The sequence below is a fragment of the Exiguobacterium sp. s152 genome, assembly GCF_018618335.1.
Taxonomy (GTDB): Bacteria; Bacillota; Bacilli; order Exiguobacteriales; family Exiguobacteriaceae; genus Exiguobacterium; species Exiguobacterium chiriqhucha.
In genome coordinates, this window is the sequence record NZ_JACSLX010000001.1 from 127004 (window position 1) to 148537 (window position 21534).

Sequence of the window (21534 nt, forward strand, 5' to 3'; positions counted from 1 at the left end):
ACGTCAGGTCGCATCGGTGTCACGTTGTTTCATTTGTTCGATGGCCCAATCGGCCCAACCGGCGTAGTTTTCCATCATCCGAATCGCATACTCGCTCGTCAGTAAATAGCCGAGCGTATCGGCCTCGGACTGATGGGCCGCTTGAAACGCCCGGATTTGATGGGCGACTTGCTCGTGATGCGCTTTCGTCTCTTCGACGTAGCGAATCGCCTCGTCGAGCGGGAGCAACTGCAACAGGCTGACCCGAAGCAAGTTCTCGTCTTTCATTTTCGGTTGGTACGAGGTCGGTTGCCGCAACCAGTCAATCAACTCTTGACGTCCCGTGTCGGTGATCGAGTAAATCTTTTTGTCCGGTAAATCATGTTGGGCCACATGCTCAGAGGAGACGAGTGCTTCGTCTTCCATTTTTAACAGTTCACGGTAAATCTGTGTATGATGGGCGTGCCAAAAATGAATCATTTGCGCTTTGAACGTCGCGTTCAAGGCATAGCCGGTAGCGGGTTGATGGGTCAATAACCCGAGTAGTGCATGACGTAACGCCATAACCATCACCTATCCCTTGCGGTTCTATTTTTATTAGTGTATCACATATTACGGCGCGACCGAGAATGCCAATCGGTTGACGCCCATTGCGATTACACAGACAATATACGTGAAGGGAGAGATTTTTATGAAACCGATTCAATCCGATCAGCAATTCCAAGAAGCCATTCAAGATAAAGGCATGGTCGTCTTCACGACGTCATGGTGCCCGGACTGCCGTCGACTCGACATGTACGTCGACGAGCTCGTCAAAGACTACCCACAGTTCAACTGGTACGTCGTCGACCGCGACGAATTGCCGGAACTGTCGGACGCGCAAGAAGTACGGGGCATCCCCTCGCTTCTCTTCTATAAAGAAGGCGTTAAACAAGAGCATCTCCACTCGGCGAACGCCAAGACAGAGATGCAAATCCGTTCGTTCCTCGATACGTTGAACGACTAAACAAAAAGACGACCGTCATGGTCGTCTTTTTTCGTTCCTTCATGTAAATCGTTCGACGTAGCGTCGGTCGATTGTCCGTTTCAACCAAAACGGTAACCGCCCGTGCCACGTCAACTTCCCGTACGTCAAGAGTGCTTGTCCCGGAGTCGTCAGTAAGATATTGAGCGATGTCCGTGATTTGAACGGACGCTTTGTGCCGAGCAACAGACGTGCGACGTGTCGCCCTGAGCGGACGGCATCGACGCCGCCGTTCAATCGGGCCGCCATATCGCCAGTAATAAAGATATCGCGATAGACCGGATGCCGCAAATCGTCTTCGGTCTCGATGAACGCCGCTTCTTCCGCCAGTCCGGCCGCTGACCACCAGTCGTCAGCGACGACACCGGTCGCATCCAAGACGAGTCCGTCCCCTTGTCCGGATTGGAACGGGGCCAGGATGATCGTCACGCCGCTCCGGACGAGACGACGTGCCATACGCTGAGCGACGCGCCGTGGGAGTTCAGGCAACAGGCGACGCGCATACAATGTCACGCGTCGCTTTTGTCGGATGCATGCGAAGGCGAGCTCGACCCCGGCCTTGCCACCGCCGACGATGGTGACGGCCTCACTGTTGACAATGTCGTCCAAGACATATGACGTCATCGGTTTTAGTCCCGTCCCGAGTCCACGACTTTTCGCACCGGTCGCGAGCACGAGGAGATCATATCCAACTTGCCTGTGTTCGGTCTCGACAATCCGGGCAACCGGATTGAGCCCGATGAGGCGATTGGCGACCGGCGTGACGTCAGGGCGCAACCGTGTCGTCGCCGATTCCATCTCCCCGGCAATCACTTGCGGGAACGCGCCCGTGTATATCGTTTCGCGTCCCCCGATATACTTGACGTCATACCGTTCTTGGATCTCGTCGAGCCGAGCGAGAATCTCGAGCTGTCCGTGACCGAGCCCGACGAGGACGAGACGAGGCTTCATCGTAAAATTCGCCGCGCTTCGAACAACCGCTGTAAAATGGTCGACACTTCAAGGACGAGGAACATCGTCGCGATGACGCCAATCCATGTCGGGAATAAAATCATGAGCGTGAACAAGATGAAGCATTCCGTCCGTTCTAAAATACCAGGTTGGTAATAGAACGACTTCTCCGACCGGCGGGAGCTGCTCGCCCCGACTGCGAGGAACAACGTCATCGCCACGACGAACGATCCGAGCAACAGCAGAAAGACCGGCATATGCTCCGGATGGCGTAAGGCGAGCGCGATGACGACGGCAATCTCGACGATGCGATCGAACACGAGGTCGAGCACCGTCCCGAAGCCCGTTTTCTGCGAGCGACGCGCCATCGTCCCATCGAGGACGTCGAACAGACCGGACACCCATAATAGCAAGACGGCCGTCCACAGCATGTCGTTATAAATGAAGAGGCCGACCGAAACACCGATGATACCCCCGAGGACGGTCACCTCATTCGGGGTAAACTTCCATTTCAAGAGCCGATCGGCCCCACGTTCGATGACAGGACGAACGAACCGGCTACCGTATGTGTCTAACATCATATTCCTCCTTGTCTCTTACGTAAATAATACGTCTCACCGTCCCGGAACGATTCATCCCGTGGCAAGATGACGTAGTCCCCCTGCCCGCGGCGATATTCGCCAAGACGATGCCCGAAACGCGTGAACGACCGGATCAGCACGACCGTCTCGTCAGTCGGGGAATCCGTCACCTCGATCTGAAGCGAGGGATACAGACTGCCACCCAGTTCGATAAAGTCGCCGAACGTCGATTCCGTCTCGGATAAAGTTTGTGGGGTGCCGCTCGCGCGGACGCGCCCCGCTTCGAGCAGTGTCACTCGGTCAGCGACGAGCATCGCTTCTTCCCGGTCATGCGTCACGAGGAGCGCTGTCAATCCAAGTTCACGAACGAGGTCGCGAATCAAGCGTTGCAACTCGTATTTGAGATCGGGATCAAGGTTCGTAAACGGCTCATCGAGCAGAATAAGCCGCGGTGAAGCCGCGAGTGCCCGGGAAAAGCTCACGCGTTGTTGTTCTCCGCCGGAAAGCTCGTGAATCTCAGCGTCATAGCGACCAGGCAGCCGAACGCGGGCGAGCCACGTCTCTGCTTCTTGACGCGATTGGTTCGGTGTGGCAAGTGTCACGTTCTCCCCAACCGTCAAATGTGGGAACAAGAGCGGGGATTGCGACAACATCGTGATCCGGCGCAAGTGAGGCGGCACTCCGTCAAGCGGCGTCTCCTCCCACGCCACTGTCCCGGAGTCGTGTGTCTCTAATCCTGCGATGATGCGGAGCAACGTCGACTTTCCGGACCCGCTCACGCCGACGAGAGCATGAATCTCACCGTTCGGAATATCTAAATCAATGCCGCGTAACACGTCGCGGTCTTTAAAGCGTTTATAAACGCCTGATAATACTAAGCTCATTGCAACCGTCCTTTCACCAATCTAATCCAGATGCCGAACAGTCCGCCGAGCCCAAGATAGAGGAGGACCGGCACGAGGATGAGCACCCATGTATTCTGTAACGCAAGCGAGACGTCATTGCCTGCATAGGACTGATAAAGACGCGTTGTGACCGTCGGGACGAGACCCGCCCCGATCAATTGAACGAGCACGAATTGACTCAAGACGATAACCGTCGAGAACAAGACGATTGTTCGAATCGTCTCTTTCAAGAGCGGGAATAGCACGAGACCGAACCGGGTCCATGGGGCGAGCATCAACGTCTGTTCAAGAAGCGTTCGGCCAATCACATACATGGCGTTATATGCCAGCCGGATGGAATACGGCAACGTCGTGACGAGCAGGACGAGGCCAACTCCAATGTGTGTGCCGACAAGGCCGAGTTGCGCCAAAGCGATATACATGCCGAACATGCTAACCATGACCGGAATGAACAGTGGAAGGAACGTGAACCATTCGACTAAAGTTTTCCATCTCGACTCGGTGAACATGAGCCACCAAGCCGTACCGATACCGAGCCATACGTTGACGAAGCCGAGGGTGATGACATAAATGACCGTGTTTCCGAACGCCTCATCCCAACTGAACGCGGCCGGGAACGCCAAAAACAGCCCGATGAATGGGAACAGGATCAAGCCAGCGGTGAGAATCTGACTCATCGTCTCACCCCCCGTTCGATACGTCGTCGTCGTTTAGCCGTCACCGAGTAGGAGCCGATGACACCAATGAAGATGAACAGCGTCCAGATGAGGGCGACCGCATACGACTCGTACGCATTTAAAAATAATCCGGTCGTCAATCGTTCGTAGGCGAGTACCCCGAGCAGTTCAGGGAAGGTGACCCCTAACAAGGCCGGCACTTCATAGGCAAACGAGATAAAAGCGACGAGCACCCAAAACGAATCGAGGAGCGGTTTAACGAGGAATGGCCATTCCGCCACTTTAAATTGTTTAAACGGCGTGAGTTGAAGTGTTTTCGCCATATCCAAATAACCCCGATTCAATTGGGCATACGTCCCAATCACCATCAAAAACACGAACGGCACTTCTTTCCAAACATACGTCAAGATGACGACGAGATGGTGGCGTTCATTCGCCTCAATCAATCCATAGAATGGGAAGGCCCCTGAGAACAATAGATAAAATAAATACGCGGCTGCGACGTGCGGTATGAACATCGGCCACCTGAGAAGTGACGCGAGCCACGTCGACCGATGTCGATACACCGAACGGGCGAGCCACGTCCCGATGACAAGTGAGAGGACCGTCGAAACGACTGTCACATACAGCGTCACGGCGAGACTGGCACGCCACGCCGCATCGTTTAACTCAGACCAGTCGAATCCTACGGTCTCGTAAATCAGAAAGGCAACACCGGTGAACGGTAATGCCAGAACGAACAGACTAAGCCATAGACTACTTCGCGACACGGTCCCACTCCTCACGAATCGCATCGATCACGGCCGGCCCATAGTCAGGAATCGAGCGTTCGGCGAGACTTACCGGGTCAGGATAAGTGACACCTTCATCGAGCTTTAAGAATGCGTCACGGTCTGCCGTATCGAGTTTGGTCAAATCGAGCGACGTCCCGTCTCCCCAGTACGTCGAGTCTTGTTTGGCGAGCTGGGCTTCGGGCGACAATAACTCATTGATGACCACGAGCGCACCGTTTGGATTTTTGGCGTTAAATGGAACGGCGAGAAAATGCGTCGAGGCGATTGAATGTTCGAGCACGAGTGCACGTGTCCCACTAGGAAACACGCCATTTTCACGCTCAGCCTCAGCGCGTCGTTCATTGAAGCCCATCGTCATCCAGACGTCACCCGCGGCGTACAACTGGTCGAGCTGGGCCAGCGATTTCGGATACGTAGTCCCTTGTTTCCATAGGGCCGGCGACCACGTCGCAAGCTTCTCCCAGAACTCGTCTGGAATCTCATCGTTACCGGCCAAAGTCCCATACTCGGCGTAGAGCAGATGGCGGACGAACGCGTTTCCTGTGAAGTCTGTCACTTCAGGATACGTGAAACGGCCAGGATTTTCTTCGGTCCAACGATGTAATTCGTCGAACGTCGTCGGCGGATTTTTGACTTTGTCCGCATCATAGTGCATGACGAACTGCACGTTCCCCCAAGCGACTTCGAGCCCGTTCGTCGGAGTTCCCGCATCGGTCGCTTGCGCTTCCTCATTCAATAGCTTGGCGTTCGGGATTTTGTCGAGCAGGTCACCCTGCAACAATTCCGCCTCTGCAGCATTACGGAAATTGTCTCCATTGATCCACATGAGGTCAATCGTCCCTTCTTCTCGATTCGCACGCTTGTCGAGCGACAATTGGCGCACAAACTCGGCCGTGTCCATCGGGACACGGTTCAACTCCACGTCATACGTCTCTTTCAGGCGGGGCGCGACATACTCATCGATATAGCGATTGATGCCGTCATCGCCTCCCCACATATAAAAATTGACCGTCGACTGTTTCGCTTCTTCAGCCGCCTGATCGAACGTCGGTGCGATTTCGGCGCGCGTCGTCCCGCAGGCAGCGAGGAAGATGAGTGACAGCATCAAGCCAAACTGTTTCAATCGGCGCATCGTGTCTCCCCCTTTTTTCTCTATGTTGACGCATTTACTTTTTGTCAAATCCCCGTTTTGCGAGCCGTTCGAACATGACCGGGCACATTGCGTACAGTTTCGCGCCAAGTTCCATCCACCACGGGGTGTTCACTTCACGTTTCGACGCCTCACATGCCGCGACGACGCGTTTCGCAAGGCGATTGGGATCGAGCATAATCGATTTCACACTCGCTTCGTAACGTCCACTCTTGTCGGCCCGGAGAAAGAACGGTGTCGCAATAGGTCCCGGGTTGACGGTCAGTACATGAATCCCAGCCGGCTTCAGTTCCAACCGAAGCGCGTTCGAGAACTGGAGCAGCGCCGCTTTCGATCCGGCATAGACGGCCGATTTCGGAGTCGGGACTTTTGCCGCTTGCGAGCAGACGTTGATAATCGTACTGCCACGGCGCATCGTTCGCGCACAATCACGCGCCAGCAACATCGGTGCGGTCGCGTTCAAGCGCATCGTCTCCTCGATGACGTCGGTCGTTTGATCGACGACCCGGTCGAACTCGCCGATTCCGGCATTGTTCACCCAGACGTCGATTGCTCCATATGTACGTTCGACTTGCGCCACGAGCGTGTCATAGTCGGTACAGACGTCGGCCACCATCCAATCGGCCGATAACTTCTGTCCGAGTTCGCGCAACCGCTCCTCGTTCCGTGCAATCAACGTCAACTTGGCACCCGACTCATAAAAAGAATGCGCCAGCGCGGCCCCAAAGCCGCTCGACGCACCCGTGATGACAATATGTCTCATTCTAAGATGTCCTCCACTCTCACATAAATCCATTTTCCATCCGTCAACTGTTTGACGACGCGCCCACGTTCCTCGAGTAACGTCAACCGGGCGAACACCTCACTGAAGACGAGCGGCATTGCCCGCCGCATCTTGCGTCCATACAGGCGCATCGACCAATCGAACACGCTCAAGCCGTCCACCCAGTCGTTCAGGAGCAGTTCACTTCGCTCATAGCGCTGACTGATGCGGGCCTCAATCAATGGACGCGGTTTGTGAATCGGTTCCCCATGTCCGCTCACGACGAGCTTCAAGTCGACCGACTGCAGTTTCCGCAGCGAATCAAGATACAGGACGACCGGCGAAGCGAACCCTTCCTCTTCGTACGGCTGTTCGATGAGCGGGTTCGGTTCGACCGCATCGATCAAATGGTCGCCCGCGATCAACACGCCACCTGGGCCGAGCAGTCCGAGCTGGTCACTCGCATGCCCGGGCAGATGGATTGTCTTCCATGCCCCGTCACTCGTCACGTCCTGCCCGTCCTCGAATGTCATCGTCACAGTCGTCGGGCCGATCCAGCGCAACGCCTCCCGATAATCGGGCAATTTGTTCACAATCGTCTCCGGGGTCCCGAACCAGTGCGCCAAATCATGCAAAAATTGGTTGCCTCGTTTGATGAAGTTCGGTGTCTGTTCTAAATAGCGAACGAGCTTCTCATGTCCGTAGACGGGAATCGAGGCGTCACGCAGACGCCACGCCTGACCCGCATGGTCGGCATGATGGTGCGTCAAAAATAAAAAATCAATATCCGCGAGCGTCAACTCAAGCTCGGCCAGTTGTGTCGTCAAAGAGGTCCACGCCTCTTCCGTGTCCGGTCCGCAATCGACCATAAAGAAACGGTTCATGTGTTCGACGACATAAACGTTTACGTTGCCGACCTCGAATGGCGTCGGTATATCGAGTCTTGCCAGTTGGCTTGAAATCCAGTTCGCCACGTCCCCACAACCCCTTCCACCTATCTTCACTCATTATACCTGTCGATAAGAATGGATTTCAATCACACAAAAAAAGGAGAGGATTTCTCCTCTCCAATCACTTATAAGTTGATGACGGTAACTTTATCGCGTGTCATCGTCTCGAGGCTGCGTCCAATCCCTTGGACCCCGAGGCCTGATTGCTTCACGCCGATGAACGGGAAGTGGTCAGGGCCGCGTTCTGTGCGACCGTTCACTTGGACTGTACCGACTTCGAGCTTGTCGGCGACCGTGAAGGCGCTGTTCACATTTTGCGTGAACACGCTCGCTTGAAGACCGAACTCAGACTCGTTCGTGAGTTCAATCATCTCGTCGAGTGAGTTAACGCGGATGACCGGCAAAACTGGTCCGAACGGCTCTTCCCAAGCGACACGCATTTCACGTGTGACGTGGTCAAGGAGCGTCGGGTGCAAGAGGTTGCCGTCGCGCTCGTTTCCGTGGACGACCGTCGCTTGCTTGTTGACGGCATCGTCAATCAAGCCTTGGACGTAATCTGCAGACTTCTTGTCGATGAGTGGAACGATGAAGCTGTTATCGACCGGTGATCCGACCGTGAGCTTCTCGACACGATCTTTCAACATTCCGACGAGTTCGTCTGCTTGGTGCTCGAGCACGAAAACGCGCTTGATCGCCGTACAGCGTTGTCCTGAATATGAGAACGCCCCGCTGACGATTTGATCAGCCGCCAGGGTTAGGTCCGCATCTTCAAGGACGAGGGCCGGATCTTTCCCGCCGAGTTCGAGCACGACAGGTACCATCGATGCTTGTTGTGACAAGTGTTGACCTGTCCCGGTACCACCTGTGAACGTGATCATGTCGATGCCAGGGTGTGACGTCAAGTAGTCACCGATGACCGACCCGCGTCCTGTGACGAGGTTCAATAGACCGCTCGGAAGACCTGCGTCTTGAAGCGCCTCGACCATTTTCACACCGCTGATGGCGCCTTGTGTCGCTGGTTTAAACACGACCGCGTTACCAGTGATAAGAGCCGGTGCGATTTTGGCTGCTGCCAAGTTGACCGGGTAGTTGAACGGTGAAATCGCGAGGACGACACCGAGCGCTTCTTTCTTGATGATCGCCATCTTGTTTTTCGAACCGCCAGGGAATGAGTCCCCTTGCATGAACCCGCCCGTGAAGCGAAGACCTTCTTCGGCCGTATAGCGGATGATTTCCGCCGTCCGGACGACTTCTTTCTTCGCGTCGCTCAAGTTCTTCCCGACTTCGCGCATGATGATTTGACCGATCTCATCAACGCGTTCTTCGAGTTTGTCCGCCCAAGCGTACAACAGTTCGGCACGCTTGTTGACCGGAAGCGCCGCCCATTCCTGTTGTGCGCTTTTCGCGCCGTGAATCGCCTCGTCGACTTCGTCGCGAGACATCGCCTGGACGTGCCCGACGACTTCATCTGTATAAGGTGAAACGAGTTCGATTGTTTCGTTCGTTGTCGATTCCTGCCATTGTCCATTAATTAAATATGGATACGTGTTCATACTCATAATCTCTATCTGCCTCCTGAGTAAGCTTTGATATCTCGTTGCCACCCCCATTGTATGCAAAATCAAATCGGTTGAACAACTATAAAGATTCAGTTTATGTAATGTAAACGGTTACTCGTCAATTTTTTGTCAATTCCGCCTCGACTTTGCCACTTTCAACTGAAGATGTTCATCAAATCGACCGATAGAAGAGATGAGAGTACGTGAACTAGGAGGGACCACCAGTGAGCATGGATCATAATATTTTACTTGAGGCAGGCACGAACGAATTAGAGATTGTCATTTTCCAGTCAGGCCCGTTCATTTTCGGGATTAACGTCATGAAGGTACGTGAGATCATCACGATGCTTCCCCTCACTCCGCTCCCGGGCACTCCGGAAGCAATCATGGGGTTGATTGAGCTCCGCGGTGAGGTCATGACGGTCATCGATTTACCGATGGTCATCGGACATCCGCGTGACGTCGGAGACAACGATCGCTTGATCGTCTGTGAGTTTAACGGAGAGAAATCGGTGCTCCGCGTCGATCAAGTGACAGAGATTAAACGTATCTCTTGGGAACAGATTGACACGCCGTCTGATCTCGCGCGCGGCATGCAAGGAATCACGAACGGGGTCGTCAAAACAGGCGACCAGATGATTATCCTTCTTGACTACGAGCGCATCGCCCTCGAACTGTCCCGTAAAGACATCATGGCCCGTGAATCGGTCAAACGACTCGGTGCCCGGGAGCGCTCGAACAAACACGTCTGGATTGCGGAAGATTCGGAGATGTTGCGGACGCTCATCATCGATACGCTCGATGACGCCGGCTATTTCAACACGACGATCTTTAATAACGGGAAGGAAGCGCTCGATGCGTTCGAACAGAGCGACGTCCATTGTGACTTGCTGATCACCGATATCGAGATGCCACAAATGGACGGCTTGCATTTGACGAAACGACTCCGTGAGATGGATCGTTTCGCCGACCTGCCGATCATCATCTTCTCTTCGCTCATCTCGGACGACTTGAAACATAAAGGCGACGCGGTCGGGGCGAACGCCCAAATCACGAAGCCAGAGATTGGCATGTTGATTGCCACACTCGACGAATTTTTAGCCTAATCCGAAAAACGGGACTTCGCCTTGCGGCGAAATCCCGTTTTATTTATGATAATGCATTCAAGCGCGCTTCCCATTCTTGGTCGAAGCGGCGCATATCGGCTTCGATGTCGTCGAGAATCGGTTCGAGGTTCGAGGTTTCGTTCGTCTCTCCAGCCACTTCGAGCTGATGGAACCGGGCGGCCGTCTCGTCGAGGCCGACAGAATAGGAGGCCCCTTTCAACAAGTGGGCGAGCTGTTCGATTTGTTCATGGTTTCGTTCCATCACCATGCGTCTCAATTCCGGGAATCTCGCCTCGAATTGGCGGATATATGTCTCGGCAATCTTTTTTAAGAAATCTTTATTTCCGCTAGCGATTTGATGGAGCTCCGCCAACTTTTCTTCGTTAAACAGAGCATTATGGGGCGTTTGTGACAACTCCATCCCTCCTTTGCTTCAATCCTACTAACATTCCTACCCACTGTAGCATGTTTTCGAGAAAAAACAAAAAAACTCCTCCTTTTCCGATTGCACTCTCCCATTCGCGTACCTATAATTAGGTTGAGCTAAGGTAGGAGGAACATTATGCTAACGATTTACCGTACCGACGCATCTGGGCGTGTCGACGAAATCGAAGACTTTGACAAAGGGAGCTGGATTCAACTCGTCAATCCGACGAAAGATGAGGCCGATCAAGTCATCGCCGCCTCCGGCATTCCTGAAGATTTCGTCTACGACCCGCTTGATATTGAAGAAAAACCACGATTTGAAAAAGATGATGAGGGCCTCCTCATGATCATTGACGTCCCATACGTCGAAGAAGACGACACAGGACGCGCCTATAATACGATTCCACTTGGGATTATCGTCACGGGACGACACTTCATCACCGTCTGTTCGCGTGATCTAGACGTGCTCAATTTGTTCGCCAACGGAAAAGCCCGTTTGTTCCGGACGAACTACCGGAGCCGGTTCGTCTTTCAGATTTTGCACCGAGTAAGCATGACATACTTGCGCTTTCTTCGCCAAATCGATCGGCGCATGGACGAGCTCGAGCAAGAGTTGCAACGTTCGATGCGAAATCAGGAAATCTTTCAATTGATGAACTTACAGAAGTCGCTCGTCTACTTCATGACGTCGCTCAAAGCGAACGACAGCGTCCTCGACCGCATCGTCAAGACACCGAGTCTCGAGAAGCACGAAGAAGACGAGGAGTTGCTCGAAGACGTGTTCGTCGAGCACCGTCAGGCGATGGAGATGGCGTCGATTTATAACGATATCATCAGCATCAAGATGGACGCCTTCGGTTCGATCATCTCGAACAATGTCAACTTCGTCATGAAGTTCTTGGCCTCGATTACGATCGTACTTAGTATTCCGACGATGATCTCTGGAATATTCGGGATGAACGTCCAAGTGCCGTGGGAAGGACAACCGATTGGCTTCGTGTTCGCCATTACGATGATGATCGGTTTCTCAAGCCTCGCCTTTTACATTTTGTGGCGCAAGCGATATTTCTAAAAAAGATGGTGTCGTCCGTTGCGGCGACACCATCTTTTTACATCAATTTGACTGTGACGAGACACAAGTCATCGTCGATCTCGATTTTAGGGACGAGTTGTTCGGCGACGTGACGCGCGTAGTCAAGCCCGTATGACGCGACGTCCTTCTCGAGCCAGCGGATGCCGTCGTCGATGTCTTTGCTGTAACATTCCATCAATCCGTCTGTATACATGTGCATCGTCATCCCCGGTTCGATGTCGACTACCTTCGACTCAAAATTCGGCTCCTCGAACATGCCGACCGGGACACCGGTCGTCTCGAGACGAGTCACACCCGAGTCCGACGTCACGATGACCGGCGGATGACCAGCATTGACGTACTCGATTTGACGCTTCGTCGTGTCGATATAACAATAAACGGCCGTGAAATAGCTTTGCATGTCCTCTCCCGAGAACAAGAACGTCATCTGGCGGTTCAACTCACTCATCACATCGACTGGGTATTGGACGTTGCTGACGAGACCGGGCAAAATCGACCTAATCCCCATCGTAATCAACGCAGACGAGACACCATGCCCCATCACGTCGAAGATGATGACCCCATACCGATCCGGTGCGACCTGGAACCAGGCATACATGTCCCCGGCCAGTTTTTTAGACGGCAAGTATAGAGCCCGGACGTCAATCTCATCGTTGCTGATGGGCGGGGTCAACGCGCTCTGTTGAATCTTTTGCGCGAGATCGAGGTCGTATTGGAGCCGCGCCTCATATTTTTTGCGTTCATCGACGGCCGCTTTGTAACGGAGTGCGGAGCGGATGCGCGCGAGCAGTTCCGTGATTTTAATCGGTTTCGTCGTATAGTCGGACGCTTCAGCGTCGAGACCTTCTGCGATTTGCTTTTCCTCGGTGCGACCCGAGACCATAATCACGGGAAGTTCCTCATAGCCGCTCATCTGTCGAATCCGTTTGCACGTCTCGATTCCAGAGATTCCTGGCATCTCGACATCAAGCAGGACAAGGTCGTATAGCGACGGGGCTTGCGGGTCCATCAGGAGCGCGAGCGCATCTTCACCACTCGAGACCGAAATCGTCTCATAATCATGTTGATGCAATAATTGTTCGAGAACCATCGTATTGACCGGTTCGTCGTCCACAATCAAAATCGCCATAGTCATCCCTACTTTCTCTGTCAGTGTTCTTCTGCATATTATTGTATCATATCTAATCGCTTCATTAGGTATTTCAATGCTGTGACAGTTCGAAGTGGTTCAAAGATGGAGAATCTCGTTTGTTTTTGGCATACTGGAAGTACGAAAGCGAGGAATGCCGCATGGGATGGATATTCGCTGTGAGCGGTTTGATTATTTTGCTCGTCTTAATCGCGTCAATCGTTGTCATTCAAAAAGGATATGCCTATAAAGACAACAAGGACGACATCGTGCTCGATTACGATGAAATCAATCGCCGCATCACTGAAGAAGAACAGCAGAAAAAATAGAGCCATCGGCGGATGGCTCTATTTTTATTTAAATTCGAATCGAAGTGCCCCTTTTTCAAGATAGAGCGCGGCATCGAACGTCTTGTCCCCTTTTTTGAACGTGTGCACGTTCGATTGCCCGCCGTTAATCATCTGTTTCAGTTCATCTTTGGCAATTCCGACGCCGAGTACTTGTTTCGACATCGTAAACTTGCAACCTTCGCGAAAGCCGCTACAACCGATGAATTTCGCATGCTCGACGAGTCCCTTGCCACAGCTCGGGCAGACGCCGAACGATGCTTTCGGCCGCGCCGCCGACTTCTTCCCGAAACGTCGTGCTTCAATCGTATAGCCTTCCGGGTTCGCCGTCTCGACTCGCGCTTTCGCCTCTTCGACGAGATGAATCGACATCTTTTTCGCCTGGTCGATAAATTCGGCGGCCGAAGCCGATGCCTGCCCGATTTCGTTGAGACGTTTCTCCCATTTGGCCGTCATGGCCGGTGAAGCAAGGATACTGTCACCGAGCACGTCAATCAACAAGCGCCCTTTATCGGTCGGGACGAGCTCTTTCTTTTGTAGGTCGACATAGCCCCGCTTCTTCAATCCGTCGATAATATTGGCTCGTGTCGCCTCGGTTCCAAGCCCCTCGACTTCTTTCATGATATGAATCAGTTCTTCATCATCGAGCTGCTTACCGGCCACCTTCATCGCCATGATGAGCGCGCCTTCTGTATACCGTTTCGGTGGCTCCGTTTGTTTCGATAATACTTCGACTTTCTTTTCCGTCAACGGCTCCCCGAGTGTGAGCGCCGGGAGTTCGACGTCTTTGGACTTCATCTCGACGACTTGACGATAGCCGGCACTGACGACGACCGTCCCTTTTGCCCGGTACAGGTCGTCGCCGTCCATGAGGTCGACCGTCGTTTTCTCAAGCTTGGCCGGAGGGGCGAACGCCGCAAGAAAGCGACGGTTAATCAAATCGTATAGTTTTGCCTCATCCCCGCTAAGTCGGGCCACATCGCCACACGCCTCGGTCGGGATGATCGCATAGTGATCACTGACCTTTTTCGCGTTGACGTAGCGGCTGTTCCGGGACGGGTTCTCGGTCAACACGTCTTTCAACTCGGCATAGGCCGCCGACTTCAATAGCCTTGCTTTCGTCTGTGGGAACAACGTTGCCTCGTCCGGTGTGACGAAACTTGAGTCAGTCCGCGGATAACTGATCCATCCTTTCGTATATAGCTTTTGAGCGATGTCGAGCGTCTTCTTCGCCCCGAAGCCGAACCGCTTGCCGGCTTCGGCCTGCAAACCCGATAAACTGAACCAAAACGGCGGGTATTCCGTCTTGTCCTCTTTGTCAATCGAACGGACAATCGCCGTCCCGGTCGCCCGGTTGACGACCGCGTCGGCTTGTTCGCGAGTCTTTAGTTTCGTCGTCTTACCGAGCGTGTATTTCGCTTTGAACGTGCCGCGTCCTTTTTGAAGCGTCGCCTCGACCTCAAAATACGGCACTGGGACGAACTGTTTAATCTCACGTTCGCGATTGACAATCAAAGCGAGCGTCGGAGTCTGGACACGGCCTAGCGAAAACACGTCCTCGATGCCGATCGTCTTCAACAGCGTTGTATACGCTCTTGATGCGTTCATGCCGACGAGCCAGTCGGCACAGGCGCGACTCATTGCTTCGTGATAGTACGGGATCGTCTGGTCGCCTGGTAGCAGTGCGGCAAAACCACGGTCGACCGCCTGCTCGGTCAAACTCGAGATCCATAGGCGCGACAAAGGTTTTTGATTGCCGGCGAGCCGTAAAATGAGACGGACGATGGCTTCTCCTTCCCGCTCGGCATCGGATGCGATGATGACGTCGGTGATGGACCGGTCGTGCAGCCATTTCTTAATCGTCTGGAACGGTTTCGACTTGCCTTTCGAGATGCGATAGTCAAATCGGTCCGGCACGATTGGGAGCGACTCATATTTCCAAGACTTCCATTCCGGCTTATAATGGGACGGTTCTTGCAGCTCACATAAGTGACCGACCGCCCAGACGACGATGGCGCCCTCTGGGAACCGGGCACATGAAGCGATCTCAATCTCGTCTTTTTTCTTTTTTGATGGATACGGCGCAGCCAGTTTTTGGGCCTGCGACGGTTTCTCCGCAATAATTAATCTCATAGGATCCCTACTTTCACAGTCATCCGAAATCTCGTCGGAACGACACTTTCGAGAAAGAATGTATTTTCTTATCTATTCTATAATATCATTAGAAGAGTATGTACAACATAAAGGGGGATGTCTCTTGTCTTATCTTATCTTATTCGCCGCCGTCTTCTTCTTATCGACGAGCGTCTTGTTCGTCAAATGGACGTCCGCACCGGCCGAGACGGCCGCGTTTTACCGTATGCTGATCACGTGCCTGATGTTGTTGCCCTTCGTCGATTTCAAATCGCTCCTCGGGACACGACTCATGACACGATATGCCTTGCTCCTCAGCGGGACGTTGCTCGCGTTCCATTTTTGGCTCTGGTTTTTATCGCTCGATTATACAACCGTCGCCAGCTCGACGCTGTTCGTCACTTCGAGCCCGATTTTTGTCTTAATCGGGAACGCATTGATTTTTAAAAAGAATCCGACCCGGAAAGGGTTAGCCTTCGCGCTCATCGCTGTCTTCGGAGGTATGCTTGTCGCGGCAGGCGACATTCAACTCGGACGTGAAGCGCTGTTCGGGGACTTGCTCGCTTTAATCGCCGCTCTGCTCATCGCCGGCTATTGGCTCGTCGGCCAACACGTCCGGACCGAGATGAACACGAATACATACTCGTTCAGCGTCTATCTCGTCGCAGCGGTCGTCCTCTGTTTCATGCTTCTCGTCCGGGGGACGACGTTCACCGCGTTCGAATCGGTCAACTGGTGGTATTTCCTCGCCCTCGCCTTCTTCCCGACGATTTTAGGACATAACTTGTTCAACTATGCGCTCGCCCGTGTCAGTGCGACCGTTGTCAGCATCACCATCCTTGGCGAGGCGCTGTGGGGCATGCTGTTCGGGTTCGTCTTCTTCGACGAGCGTCTCGGCATGATGCAATGGGTCGGTGCGGCCGTCCTGCTCGGCGGAATTTACTTGTTCCTAAAAGAAGACGCCCGTTCCACAAGAACGGACGTCGCTTCATAAATTGGTTGCTTTCGCTTCGATTTCGTCTTCTGACGGGCGGAATAAGAGCTTGCGATCCCAAACAGCCATCCCGACCGCGGTCAGGAAGGTCATCGCATCAGCGATTGGGAACGCGAGCCAGACACCGAATACGCCGAAGAAGTTCGGCAGGATGAAGACGAGGGGAATCGTATAGAGCGTCTGCCGCGACAGCGACAAGAACATCGCGACCCGGGCCTTCCCGAGCGATTGGTAGATGCCGTTGACGAGCATTTGGACGCTCGGGAGGAACGAGACGGCGAACAACACATGAATCGCCGTCACGCCGCCGGCAATCAAGTTGGCGTCGGTCGTGAACATGCGCATCAGTTGTTCCGGAATCAACTGGAGCGTCAACCAGATGATGACGGCAATGGCAATTCCAGCCCGCATTGCCGTCCAAATCGTTTCCCTCATCCGGTCGAATTGTTTGGCGCCGAAATTGTAACCGACAATCGGCTGCATGCCTTGGACGATACCCATAATCGGCATCCCGACGAGCGCCATGAATTTATTGATGATCGCAAAGATGGCAAGTTCCTCGGTCCCGCCGTATGTTCCGAGCATGACGTTGACCCCGACGAATAAAATCGACTGGGACACCATCATGATGAACGAAGATGAGCCGATCGCCATAATCTCCTTCAATTCGCCGAACCGTAATCGAAACTTCCGCCATTGGAAATCGAGATCGGTGCGGCGATTTTTTGAGAAGAAGAAACGGAGCATGAGCACAGACCCGACGACTTGAGCGAGCGCCGTCGACCAAGCCGCCCCGTAAATGCCCCAGCCGAACGTGAAGATGAATAGCGGCGTCGTCACCAAGTTGACGACAACAGTCGTGAGCATCACTTTCATCTGATAAGGCGCCTGTCCTTCAGCCCGTACCATCGCGCTCGCCGCGAGTGTGAACATGAAGAACGGAGAGCTGATGAGCACGACCGATAAGTATTGTCGGCTCAGTTCCATGATGGCCGACGTCGCTCCGAACACTTTCAAGATGTCATCCAACATGAAAAAGGCGGAACTGACCGCAAAAGCGGCGAACACACCGACGAGGACGAGCACGTTCAAAAACGTGACGGCGGCACCGGCATCGTCGCCTTTGCCGAGTTTCCTTGAACTGATGGATGCCCCGCCCAACCCGACAGCGCTCGAGACGGCCATAAGAATCATTTGAATCGGAAAGGCGATCCCGATGGCAGCCACGGCAGTCGACCCGATGCCACGGGCGACGAAGATTGTATCAATGATGTTGTACAGTGCCGTCACTAGCATCCCGATCATTGCCGGTAGCGACAGTTTGAACAGCAGACGTCCGATTGGATCGGTCCGGAGCTGCTCCGTATTCTGATTCATGCTTCCATCCCCTTTGTCGTCTATGTTAACAGGTTAGCAAGATTGGATGGAACGGTCGACTATGTTGTCTTGCCGGATGTGTCAGACCGGGCTCGGCACAGGTGTGTTCACGACGCCGGCTTTTCGCTTGCGCATGATGAAATCGGTCGCGACCGGTTGCTCGACCTTGACACGTACCGTCATCATCGCCTGGTTCGCCGTCTCGAGGCTTTCTCCCGACTCATCGTACAGCTCATCGATACGCTGCGAGAAACGGACGAAGCCGGGACCGAAGAACTCGACTTCTTCCCCGCGTCGAAAATGGTTCCGTTGCTCGAGTGTCGCTATTTTTGTCGTCGGTTCATACGAGATGACGCGTGCCGCGAATGTATATTGCGGGATGGCGCGCGGCTTACCGAACAGTTGCTCGTTCTCGGTCGGGACGCCGTAATAGAATCCGGTCGCGAGTTCTCGTTGTGCCGCTTTCCAGATTTCTTCTTCCCACGCCGGATTAAACTCGAAGCCCTCAGGGTCGTCACAGTACGCGTCGATGACTTGACGATAGACGTTACAAACGGTCGCCACATAGTGAATCGATTTCATCCGTCCTTCAATTTTCAAGCTGTCGACACCAGCGTCGACCAAGTCCGGAATGTGACGTACCATCGCCAAGTCGACCGAGCTCATCGAGAACGGTTCCTCGTCGCGTGCTGCCATCTCGTCAGTCAACAGTTCGTCCGCCTCAAAGAATCCGTACTTCCAACGGCACGACTGGGCACAGCCACCCCGGTTCGCATCGCGGAGCGCCATATGGTTCGATAAGGTGCAACGTCCCGAGTACGAGATGCACATCGCCCCATGGACGAACGTCTCGATTTCGACATCGACTTGCCGTTTCATCTCTTTGATTTCTTCCATCGATACTTCCCGGGCGAGAACGATTCGCTCCAATCCTTCCTCTTGCCAAAAGCGGAGCGTCTCATAGTTCGTCGCTGACGACTGCGTCGACAAATGGACCGGAAGTCCCGGCGCATCCGTGAGGCATACCTCAATCATGGCCGGGTCGGACACGATGACGGCATCAATGCCGATATCGCGAAGCTTGCAAAAGAACTCGCCCGCGCCATCGATATCGCCTTCATGGGTCACCATATTCGCGGCGACATACACTTTTGCCCCGCGCGTATGGGCGAACGCGACGCCTTCGGCCATCTCGTCATACCCAAAATTGCCGGCCCGAGAGCGGAGTCCGAACTGTTGTCCCCCGATAAAGACCGCATCGGCCCCATACAAAATCGCCATCTTCAATTTTTCTAAGTTGCCGGCCGGTGCTAATAATTCTGGACGTTTTCTCATCTTAATCCCTCACTTGATCTCTTCTGGATTTCGTAACAATAGTCCCGTCCCGAGCCGGAATTGTTCCGGCTGCAGTTCGGCGAGACGCCGTTCCATGACGAGACGATCGAATCTACCGTTCAACAAATCTGAGCGGGCCTTATCAAACAACCGGACGATATCGACGAATGCATCACCCGCGTGCCAACCCTCGAGCTTCCATGTGTGAAGGCCGCCTCTTATTAAGGTGGGCAGTTGTCCCATAAGCGTCAAATCTTCAGAGAACACATGCGTCCCGTTTTCATCTTCATACACTGGATAGCGGCTGTCCGCATCCGATGGTTCGCTCACATAATATTCGCGTGCTTCTGCCAACGTGTTCGATCGGCCAATCTCATTGAAGTAGTTCGTCAAGAGCGGACGTTTCGAATGATGGATACACGTCGGTCCGTATACTTGGACTTCGACCGGCAATCCGATTTGCTGTTGAATCAGTCCGAGTTCAGTCAACGTCACTTCACGGGCCGCGATTGCCCCAATCGCATCGCGTTTGCCCCAAAATTGAATGTGTCGGGCCGACGTGACGAGCGTTTGAGCATCATACCAATAGGGGATATTTGCATTACGGATTAAGCGGATGGCGCCCGGGTCACCGGCCGTCACACTGTCAACCCCGATTGTTTTTAAAGCCGATAAATAGTCAGGCAGCGTCTCAATCTGATGATTGTGCATCAAATTATTGACGGCGACGGTCACTTCTTTGCCATAACGGTGGGCAATCGCTGTGACTTCTCGCACAGCTTCCAACGACCAGTCTCCCTTATGGCGTAACCCGTATGTTGCTTCTCCGATATAGATGCGGTCAGAGCCCGCCATAATCAGCGCTTTTGCTTGCTCGACGCCCTGTGCTGTAGTCACTAGCTGTATCATCATCTGGTTTCTTCTCCTCACTTTGTGAGTCTAATCACATATTCTTGCTATACTCTAGCATACGTTTTGACGTCGCAGCCGAGCAGGAATTTAACAACTCGTGAAGAAATCAGTAACAATGTATGACTTTTTATATCGAAGGAGTGGACGATTTTGACAAAAACAGCCTTAATTACTGGAGCCTCGACAGGAATCGGACTCGATCTTGCCGTGTTAGCGGCCCGGGATGGATTTGATTGTATCCTCGTGTCTCGCAACGAGCCTCGGTTGCACGAATTAAAAAAAGTACTGGAGAAACGTTACCGTGTCAGCGTACACGTCTTCGCCCTCGATTTGTCTGAACACCAAGCCGTAAAACGACTGACGAGTGCAATCGCCGATGCCGGACTGACGGTCGACTTTTTAATCAACAATGCCGGTTTCGGAACGGCCGGCGAGTTTATCGAGCTCGATGCCGAGACCGAGGCCGAAGAGGTCCGTTTGAACGTCAACGCCTTGACCGAATTGACGAAAGCTTATTTGCCGGGCATGGTGGAACGGAATCATGGCTATGTGTTGAACGTCGCATCGGTCGCCGCCTTCCAACCTGGTCCGTATATGGCGGTCTACTACGCGACGAAGGCCTACGTGTTATCGCTCACCGAAGCGCTCCATGCCGAAGTGAAAGGAACAGGCGTGCACGTGAGTGTCCTCTGTCCAGGTCCAACCGATACCGGATTCTTCAATCGGGCCGGCAGCGAGATGATGGTGTCAAAAATGCCGTCTCATCTCGTCGCTTTCTTCGGCTATAAAGGCGTCATGACCAACAAACGCGTCATCGTGCCGGGTGTGTCGAACCAACTGCTTGTCGCCGCGGCCAAACTCATGCCGCGCGCAGTCAGCCTTGAGATTTTGCGCCGCTTCCAAAAACCATCAGATGCTGGATCGGAAGACGTCTCGACGATTTAACCCATGTATGCACGTTAAAAAAGGAGGAGGTCCCCCGGGGGACTTCCTCCTGCTTTATGTGATTTGATTATGACCGCGCCAACTGAATCATGCGCCGGATGAGTGTTATGCCCGGAATACACACCATCAGTGTCGTCGCCACGACGACCGACCAAGCCAATGTGCTTTCGAGTGTGAGCGCCCGTTCCGTCAGCCCGCCGAGGACGCTTCCACCTTGGACGGACAAGACAATCATGAGTGCCGGCCAAACGCTGGCCCCGAGGATACTGAGCATCCCGTAGCGCGTCCGTAGTAGCCGACGTGACATCAAAAACAGATTGAGCCCCATAAACAACAGTCCGATGAAAAGAAACCAACCGATTTCAACCAGATTGACGTATCCGCTCATGCACGTGTCACCTCAC

General features: G+C 53.5%; 23 protein-coding genes. 6 read left to right on the top strand and 17 right to left on the bottom strand.

Annotated elements, in window-relative coordinates; translation table 11 throughout:
- Positions 1–3: 3 nt before the first annotated feature.
- Positions 4–543 carry a PadR family transcriptional regulator gene (locus tag KNP72_RS00675; RefSeq protein WP_021067642.1) on the bottom strand — a complete coding sequence of 180 codons (540 nt, stop codon included), beginning with the start codon at positions 541–543 and terminating at the stop codon, positions 4–6.
- A gap of 127 nt (positions 544–670) precedes the next feature.
- On the opposite strand from KNP72_RS00675, the gene KNP72_RS00680 reads away from it, so the two are divergent.
- Positions 671–985 (top strand): thioredoxin family protein, encoded by a 315-nt coding sequence (locus tag KNP72_RS00680; protein ID WP_029595313.1) that lies wholly within the window; start codon positions 671–673, stop codon positions 983–985.
- A 39-nt stretch (positions 986–1024) separates the two neighbouring features.
- On the opposite strand, the gene KNP72_RS00685 is transcribed toward KNP72_RS00680, so the two are convergent.
- From KNP72_RS00685 to KNP72_RS00725, 9 genes are all read right to left on the bottom strand, one after another.
- Entirely contained in the window at positions 1025–1954 is a 930-nt protein-coding gene (locus KNP72_RS00685; protein ID WP_214831806.1) for an NAD(P)/FAD-dependent oxidoreductase, read from the bottom strand.
- On the bottom strand, positions 1951–2532 hold the full coding sequence (locus KNP72_RS00690; protein WP_214831807.1) for a CDP-alcohol phosphatidyltransferase family protein: 582 nt from the start codon (positions 2530–2532) through the stop codon (positions 1951–1953). The genes KNP72_RS00685 and KNP72_RS00690 overlap by 4 nt, the downstream gene beginning before the upstream one ends.
- Positions 2532–3419 carry an ABC transporter ATP-binding protein gene (locus tag KNP72_RS00695; protein WP_214831808.1) on the bottom strand — a complete coding sequence of 296 codons (888 nt, stop codon included), beginning with the start codon at positions 3417–3419 and terminating at the stop codon, positions 2532–2534. Before KNP72_RS00695 ends, KNP72_RS00690 begins: the two co-directional genes overlap by 1 nt.
- Positions 3416–4117 (bottom strand): ABC transporter permease, encoded by a 702-nt coding sequence (locus KNP72_RS00700; RefSeq protein WP_214831810.1) that lies wholly within the window; start codon positions 4115–4117, stop codon positions 3416–3418. Before KNP72_RS00700 ends, KNP72_RS00695 begins: the two co-directional genes overlap by 4 nt.
- The gene (locus KNP72_RS00705) at positions 4114–4887 is read right to left on the bottom strand and encodes an ABC transporter permease subunit (protein ID WP_214831811.1); all 774 of its coding nucleotides are present in this window, start codon (positions 4885–4887) and stop codon (positions 4114–4116) included. The genes KNP72_RS00700 and KNP72_RS00705 overlap by 4 nt, the downstream gene beginning before the upstream one ends.
- Positions 4874–6043, bottom strand: a complete 1170-nt coding sequence (locus KNP72_RS00710) for an ABC transporter substrate-binding protein (protein ID WP_214831812.1) — start codon at positions 6041–6043, stop codon at positions 4874–4876. The genes KNP72_RS00705 and KNP72_RS00710 overlap by 14 nt, the downstream gene beginning before the upstream one ends.
- A 34-nt stretch (positions 6044–6077) precedes the next feature.
- Positions 6078–6824, bottom strand: a complete 747-nt coding sequence (locus KNP72_RS00715) for an SDR family NAD(P)-dependent oxidoreductase (protein WP_214831813.1) — start codon at positions 6822–6824, stop codon at positions 6078–6080.
- The gene (locus KNP72_RS00720; RefSeq protein ID WP_214831814.1) at positions 6821–7798 is read right to left on the bottom strand and encodes an MBL fold metallo-hydrolase; all 978 of its coding nucleotides are present in this window, start codon (positions 7796–7798) and stop codon (positions 6821–6823) included. The genes KNP72_RS00715 and KNP72_RS00720 overlap by 4 nt, the downstream gene beginning before the upstream one ends.
- A 101-nt stretch (positions 7799–7899) precedes the next feature.
- The gene (locus KNP72_RS00725) at positions 7900–9336 is read right to left on the bottom strand and encodes an NADP-dependent glyceraldehyde-3-phosphate dehydrogenase (protein WP_214832257.1); all 1437 of its coding nucleotides are present in this window, start codon (positions 9334–9336) and stop codon (positions 7900–7902) included.
- 227 nt (positions 9337–9563) lie between these two features.
- Here KNP72_RS00725 and KNP72_RS00730 point away from each other — a divergent pair, with 227 nt between their 5' ends.
- Positions 9564–10439 carry a chemotaxis protein CheV gene (locus KNP72_RS00730; RefSeq protein WP_021067653.1) on the top strand — a complete coding sequence of 292 codons (876 nt, stop codon included), beginning with the start codon at positions 9564–9566 and terminating at the stop codon, positions 10437–10439.
- A gap of 43 nt (positions 10440–10482) precedes the next feature.
- On the opposite strand, the gene KNP72_RS00735 is transcribed toward KNP72_RS00730, so the two are convergent.
- Positions 10483–10860: an Hpt domain-containing protein gene (locus KNP72_RS00735; RefSeq protein ID WP_214831815.1), complete on the bottom strand. Its 378-nt coding sequence runs from the start codon at positions 10858–10860 to the stop codon at positions 10483–10485.
- Between the two features lie 141 nt (positions 10861–11001).
- Here KNP72_RS00735 and KNP72_RS00740 point away from each other — a divergent pair, with 141 nt between their 5' ends.
- Complete coding sequence (locus KNP72_RS00740; RefSeq protein ID WP_021067655.1) at positions 11002–11937, top strand: magnesium transporter CorA family protein; 936 nt, start codon at positions 11002–11004, stop codon at positions 11935–11937.
- Between the two features lie 37 nt (positions 11938–11974).
- On the opposite strand, the gene KNP72_RS00745 is transcribed toward KNP72_RS00740, so the two are convergent.
- A complete protein-coding gene (locus KNP72_RS00745) occupies positions 11975–13093 on the bottom strand; it encodes a PP2C family protein-serine/threonine phosphatase (RefSeq protein ID WP_251128798.1) in 1119 nt (372 codons plus the stop codon).
- A 155-nt stretch (positions 13094–13248) separates the two neighbouring features.
- On the opposite strand from KNP72_RS00745, the gene ytzI reads away from it, so the two are divergent.
- Positions 13249–13416, top strand: a complete 168-nt coding sequence (ytzI, locus tag KNP72_RS00750) for a YtzI protein (protein ID WP_021067657.1) — start codon at positions 13249–13251, stop codon at positions 13414–13416.
- Positions 13417–13440: 24 nt separating this feature from the next.
- Here the strand turns inward: ytzI and KNP72_RS00755 are convergent, their stop codons facing one another.
- Entirely contained in the window at positions 13441–15567 is a 2127-nt protein-coding gene (locus KNP72_RS00755; protein WP_214831816.1) for a DNA topoisomerase III, read from the bottom strand.
- Positions 15568–15691: 124 nt separating this feature from the next.
- On the opposite strand from KNP72_RS00755, the gene KNP72_RS00760 reads away from it, so the two are divergent.
- Positions 15692–16561, top strand: coding sequence for a DMT family transporter (locus KNP72_RS00760; protein WP_214831817.1), 870 nt, complete (start codon positions 15692–15694; stop codon positions 16559–16561).
- On the opposite strand, the gene KNP72_RS00765 is transcribed toward KNP72_RS00760, so the two are convergent.
- The 3 genes from KNP72_RS00765 to KNP72_RS00775 form a co-directional block, all read right to left on the bottom strand.
- Entirely contained in the window at positions 16556–17938 is a 1383-nt protein-coding gene (locus tag KNP72_RS00765; RefSeq protein ID WP_131471238.1) for an MATE family efflux transporter, read from the bottom strand. The two genes, KNP72_RS00760 and KNP72_RS00765, sit on opposite strands and share 6 nt — an antisense overlap.
- A gap of 81 nt (positions 17939–18019) precedes the next feature.
- The gene (locus KNP72_RS00770) at positions 18020–19273 is read right to left on the bottom strand and encodes a peptidase U32 family protein (protein WP_214831819.1); all 1254 of its coding nucleotides are present in this window, start codon (positions 19271–19273) and stop codon (positions 18020–18022) included.
- A gap of 9 nt (positions 19274–19282) precedes the next feature.
- Positions 19283–20185, bottom strand: coding sequence for a peptidase U32 family protein (locus KNP72_RS00775; protein ID WP_214831820.1), 903 nt, complete (start codon positions 20183–20185; stop codon positions 19283–19285).
- 150 nt (positions 20186–20335) lie between these two features.
- On the opposite strand from KNP72_RS00775, the gene KNP72_RS00780 reads away from it, so the two are divergent.
- Entirely contained in the window at positions 20336–21130 is a 795-nt protein-coding gene (locus tag KNP72_RS00780) for an SDR family NAD(P)-dependent oxidoreductase (protein ID WP_021067663.1), read from the top strand.
- 67 nt (positions 21131–21197) lie between these two features.
- Here the strand turns inward: KNP72_RS00780 and KNP72_RS00785 are convergent, their stop codons facing one another.
- Positions 21198–21518: a hypothetical protein gene (locus KNP72_RS00785; protein WP_214714680.1), complete on the bottom strand. Its 321-nt coding sequence runs from the start codon at positions 21516–21518 to the stop codon at positions 21198–21200.
- Between the last annotated feature and the right edge of the window lie 16 nt (positions 21519–21534).

What these genes read in the sequence shown, in the direction of transcription:
- KNP72_RS00680 (WP_029595313.1), top strand. Translation starts at nt 671, where the DNA reads ATGAAACCGATTCAATCCGATCAGCAATTCCAAGAAGCCATTCAAGAT.
- KNP72_RS00710 (WP_214831812.1), bottom strand. Translation starts at nt 6,043, where the DNA reads ATGCGCCGATTGAAACAGTTTGGCTTGATGCTGTCACTCATCTTCCTC.
- KNP72_RS00690 (WP_214831807.1), bottom strand. Translation starts at nt 2,532, where the DNA reads ATGTTAGACACATACGGTAGCCGGTTCGTTCGTCCTGTCATCGAACGT.
- ytzI (WP_021067657.1), top strand. Translation starts at nt 13,249, where the DNA reads ATGGGATGGATATTCGCTGTGAGCGGTTTGATTATTTTGCTCGTCTTA.
- KNP72_RS00730 (WP_021067653.1), top strand. Translation starts at nt 9,564, where the DNA reads ATGGATCATAATATTTTACTTGAGGCAGGCACGAACGAATTAGAGATT.
- KNP72_RS00695 (WP_214831808.1), bottom strand. Translation starts at nt 3,419, where the DNA reads ATGAGCTTAGTATTATCAGGCGTTTATAAACGCTTTAAAGACCGCGAC.
- KNP72_RS00775 (WP_214831820.1), bottom strand. Translation starts at nt 20,185, where the DNA reads ATGATGATACAGCTAGTGACTACAGCACAGGGCGTCGAGCAAGCAAAA.
- KNP72_RS00675 (WP_021067642.1), bottom strand. Translation starts at nt 543, where the DNA reads ATGGCGTTACGTCATGCACTACTCGGGTTATTGACCCATCAACCCGCT.
- KNP72_RS00770 (WP_214831819.1), bottom strand. Translation starts at nt 19,273, where the DNA reads ATGAGAAAACGTCCAGAATTATTAGCACCGGCCGGCAACTTAGAAAAA.
- KNP72_RS00755 (WP_214831816.1), bottom strand. Translation starts at nt 15,567, where the DNA reads ATGAGATTAATTATTGCGGAGAAACCGTCGCAGGCCCAAAAACTGGCT.
- KNP72_RS00700 (WP_214831810.1), bottom strand. Translation starts at nt 4,117, where the DNA reads ATGAGTCAGATTCTCACCGCTGGCTTGATCCTGTTCCCATTCATCGGG.
- KNP72_RS00740 (WP_021067655.1), top strand. Translation starts at nt 11,002, where the DNA reads ATGCTAACGATTTACCGTACCGACGCATCTGGGCGTGTCGACGAAATC.
- KNP72_RS00785 (WP_214714680.1), bottom strand. Translation starts at nt 21,518, where the DNA reads ATGAGCGGATACGTCAATCTGGTTGAAATCGGTTGGTTTCTTTTCATC.
- KNP72_RS00735 (WP_214831815.1), bottom strand. Translation starts at nt 10,860, where the DNA reads ATGGAGTTGTCACAAACGCCCCATAATGCTCTGTTTAACGAAGAAAAG.
- KNP72_RS00685 (WP_214831806.1), bottom strand. Translation starts at nt 1,954, where the DNA reads ATGAAGCCTCGTCTCGTCCTCGTCGGGCTCGGTCACGGACAGCTCGAG.
- KNP72_RS00745 (WP_251128798.1), bottom strand. Translation starts at nt 13,093, where the DNA reads ATGACTATGGCGATTTTGATTGTGGACGACGAACCGGTCAATACGATG.
- KNP72_RS00765 (WP_131471238.1), bottom strand. Translation starts at nt 17,938, where the DNA reads ATGAATCAGAATACGGAGCAGCTCCGGACCGATCCAATCGGACGTCTG.
- KNP72_RS00715 (WP_214831813.1), bottom strand. Translation starts at nt 6,824, where the DNA reads ATGAGACATATTGTCATCACGGGTGCGTCGAGCGGCTTTGGGGCCGCG.